Source organism: Spirillospora sp. NPDC049652 (genome assembly GCF_040675125.1).
GTDB lineage: Bacteria > Actinomycetota > Actinomycetes > Streptosporangiales > Streptosporangiaceae > Spirillospora.
The window spans coordinates 1-3,091 of the sequence record NZ_JBFAOF010000865.1; the positions used below are offsets into that span (position 1 = coordinate 1).

At 70.6% G+C, this 3,091-nt stretch carries 2 protein-coding genes; both read right to left on the bottom strand.

Annotation, left to right across the window (positions count from 1 at the left end; translation table 11 throughout):
• A partial coding sequence (locus tag AB0J52_RS34000) for a polyribonucleotide nucleotidyltransferase (protein ID WP_500186991.1) occupies nucleotides 1–2,274 on the bottom strand: 2,274 nt, incomplete at its 3' end.
• 341 nt (nucleotides 2,275–2,615) lie between these two features.
• Nucleotides 2,616–2,885: a 30S ribosomal protein S15 gene (gene rpsO, locus AB0J52_RS34005; RefSeq protein WP_117361272.1), complete on the bottom strand. Its 270-nt coding sequence runs from the start codon at nucleotides 2,883–2,885 to the stop codon at nucleotides 2,616–2,618.
• Between the last annotated feature and the right edge of the window lie 206 nt (nucleotides 2,886–3,091).

Genomic DNA, 3,091 nt, shown 5'->3' on the forward strand with positions numbered 1-3,091 from the left:
GTCGCCGTCCGCGTCACCGGCGTCGCCGGCGTCCTGGCGCGGGGCGTCGCCGCCGGCGGCCTGCGCCGGCTGCGCCTCGGCGCCGCCCTCGCGGTCGGCGGCCTCGCGCTCGGCGACCTCGACCGGGATCAGCGACAGCTTGCCGCGCTGGTCGATCTCGGTCACCTCGACCTGGATCTTCTCGCCGACCGAGATGACGTCCTCGACGTTCTCGATCCGCTGGCCGCCGTGCAGCTTGCGGATCTGCGAGACGTGCAGCAGGCCGTCCTTGCCGGGCAGCAGCGACACGAACGCGCCGAACGTGGTCGTCTTCACGACCGTGCCGAGGAACCGCTCGCCGACCTCCGGCATGTGCGGGTTGGCGATCGCGTTGATCGCCTGCCGCGCCGCCTCGGCGGACGGGCCGTCGGTCGCGCCGACGTAGATGGTGCCGTCGTCCTCGATCGTGATGTCCGCGCCGGTGTCGTCCTGGATCGAGTTGATCATCTTGCCCTTCGGGCCGATGACCTCGCCGATCTTGTCGACCGGGACCTTGATCGTGATGATCCGCGGGGCGAACGGGGACATCTCGGCCGGGCCCTCGATGGCCTCGGCCATGACGTCCAGGATCGCCAGCCGCGCGCCCTTGGCCTGCTTCAGCGCCGCGGCGAGGACCGAGGCGGGGATGCCGTCCAGCTTGGTGTCGAGCTGGAGCGCGGTGATGAGGTCGCGGGTGCCGGCGACCTTGAAGTCCATGTCGCCGAACGCGTCCTCGGCGCCGAGGATGTCGGTCAGGGTGACGTACTCGCCGCCCTCGTGGATCAGGCCCATCGCGATGCCCGCGACCATCTGCTTCAGCGGGACGCCCGCGTCCAGCAGCGACATCGTGGACGCGCAGACCGAGCCCATCGAGGTCGAGCCGTTGGAGCCGAGCGCCTCCGACACCTGCCGGATGGCGTACGGGAACTCCTCGCGCGTCGGCAGCACCGGGAGCAGGGCGCGCTCGGCGAGGGCGCCGTGCCCGATCTCGCGCCGCTTCGGCGAGCCCACCCGGCCGGTCTCACCGGTCGAGTAGGGCGGGAAGTTGTAGTTGTGCATGTAGCGCTTGGTGCGCTCGGGGTTCAGCGTGTCGATCATCTGCTCCATGCGGAGCATGTTCAGCGTGGTCACGCCCATGATCTGGGTCTCGCCGCGCTCGAACAGCGCCGAGCCGTGCACCCGCGGGATCACGTGCGCCTCGGCGGACAGCTGGCGGATGTCCTTCACGCCGCGGCCGTCGATGCGCAGTCCGTCGCGGATGACCCGCTCGCGGACGACCTTCTTGGTGACGGCGCGGAAGGCGGCGGAGATCTCCTTCTCGCGGCCCTCGAAGTCGGCGCCGAGCTTCTCCAGGGCGCCGGCCTTGATCTCGTCCAGGCGCGACTCGCGGGTCTGCTTGTCGGCGATCGTCAGCGCCTCGCCCAGCTCCTGGCTGACGGCGGCGGTGACGGCCGCGAGCACGTCGTCCTGGTAGTCCAGGAAGATCGGGTACTCGGCGGTCGGCTTGGCGGCGGTCTCGGCGAGGGCGCTCTGCGCCTCGCACAGCACCTTGATGAACGGCTTGGCGGCCTCCAGGCCCTGCGCCACCGTCTCCTCGGTCGGGGCGGTCGCGCCCTCGCCGACGAGCTTCAGGGTGCCGACGGTCGACTCGGCCTCGACCATCATGATCGCGACGTCGCCGTCCTCCAGCAGGCGGCCCGCGACGACCATGTCGAAGGTCGCGCGCTCCAGCTCGGAGTGGCGCGGGAAGCCGACCCACCGGCCCTCGATCAGCGCGACGCGGACGCCGCCGATCGGGCCGGAGAAGGGCAGCCCGGCGAGCTGGGTGGACAGGGACGCGGCGTTGATCGCGACCACGTCGTACAGGTCGTCGGGGTTCAGCGCGAGGATCGTGCCGACGACCTGGATCTCGTTGCGCAGGCCCTTCTTGAAGGACGGGCGCAGCGGACGGTCGATCAGGCGGCAGGTGAGGATCGCGTCCTCGGACGGCCGGCCCTCGCGGCGGAAGAACGAGCCGGGGATGCGCCCGGCGGCGTACATCCGCTCCTCGATGTCCACGGTGAGCGGGAAGAAGTCCAGGTTCTCCTTGGGCTTCTTCGACGCGGTGGTGGCCGACAGGACCATGGTCTCGTCGTCCAGGTAGGCGACGGCGCTGCCGGCCGCCTGGCGGGCCAGCCGGCCCGTCTCGAAGCGGATGATCCGCTTGCCGAACGAGCCGTTGTCGATCACGGCCTCGGCACTGGTCGCGCCCTCGATGCGCGGAGCTTCGGTCACGGGAAACCTCCTGTTTCCGGTTGACGTCGCCTCGCGGTCGTTTCCCGTTGTGCTGACAGGCGGTGCCGGTCTTCGATCGAAGCGTCCGGATCGGGGCCGCGTTGCCGGCGGCGATCCGGAGGCCACTACCGAGGACCGGCCGCAGCAGCGGTGTCCGCGAGGCTTCCTTCTGTGTGACCGGCCTCTCGGCCGGCCGGGCCGGCCGGTCGTCCGACCGGCCGGGTGCCCCCGGGAACTGTCATGCCCAGGAACCGGGGGACGTATGGGGGTTTTCTATGCGAGGAGGGAGTGGCCCGATCCGGACCACTCCCCCTCTGTCACCGCTATCGGCGGAGGCCGAGGCGCTCGATCAGCGAGCGGTAGCGGTTGATGTCCTTGTTCTGCAGGTACTTCAGCAGACGGCGGCGGCGGCCGACCAGCAGCAGCAGACCACGGCGGCTGTGGTGGTCGTGCTTGTGCTCCTTGAGGTGCTCGGTCAGGTCGTTGATCCGCTTGGTCAGCAGCGCGACCTGGACCTCCGGGGAACCGGTGTCACCCTCAGTGGTCGCGTACTCGGAGATGATCTTGTTCTTGGTGGCGGTGTCGAGCGACACGTGGCTCCTTCTGTGTTCTCGTCATCCGCAGGCCCCGGCCGCCCGGGGTCCGCATGATGCGTCAGGGATGCGTGTGCGGGCCGCACTGAGGGTGCAGCCCGCCGCGCCGGGACCTCGTCCCGGCGACTATCAACCGTACCACGGCCCGCGGCCCCGGCTGTCACGGCCCGGCGGCGCACCGTGATCACCGGGCCGGGACCCCGTCC